The following is a 223-nucleotide window of genomic DNA, read 5'->3' on the forward strand; positions in this document are numbered from 1 at the left end:
TGAAATGTCAAAAGGATACAAGTTCACAAAAGAAGAGTTAGTAGAAGCGTGGAAAGATCCACAAGTAAGAGAGAAGTTAAAAGACTTACCGAAACACCCATCGGGAAAAGCATTAAATGAATTAAGTGAGGAAGAGTTAGCGGAAATTCAAGGGGCATCAGATGTACAACCAGAAACAACACCACTTTGTGTGGGAGTCATTATCGGGTTAACAACGTCAATT

The 223-nt window shown here is 39.0% G+C and carries 1 protein-coding gene; it reads left to right on the top strand.

The genetic code is table 11. The annotated features are described in order from the left end of the window. The coding region (locus MR147_RS26995; RefSeq protein ID WP_242304895.1) for a mersacidin family lantibiotic at window positions 1-223 on the top strand (223 nt) is incomplete at both ends.

Origin of the sequence: Bacillus cereus group sp. BfR-BA-01350, assembly GCF_022663775.1 — a bacterium.
In the GTDB taxonomy this organism is placed as follows: Bacteria; Bacillota; Bacilli; order Bacillales; family Bacillaceae_G; genus Bacillus_A; species Bacillus_A paranthracis.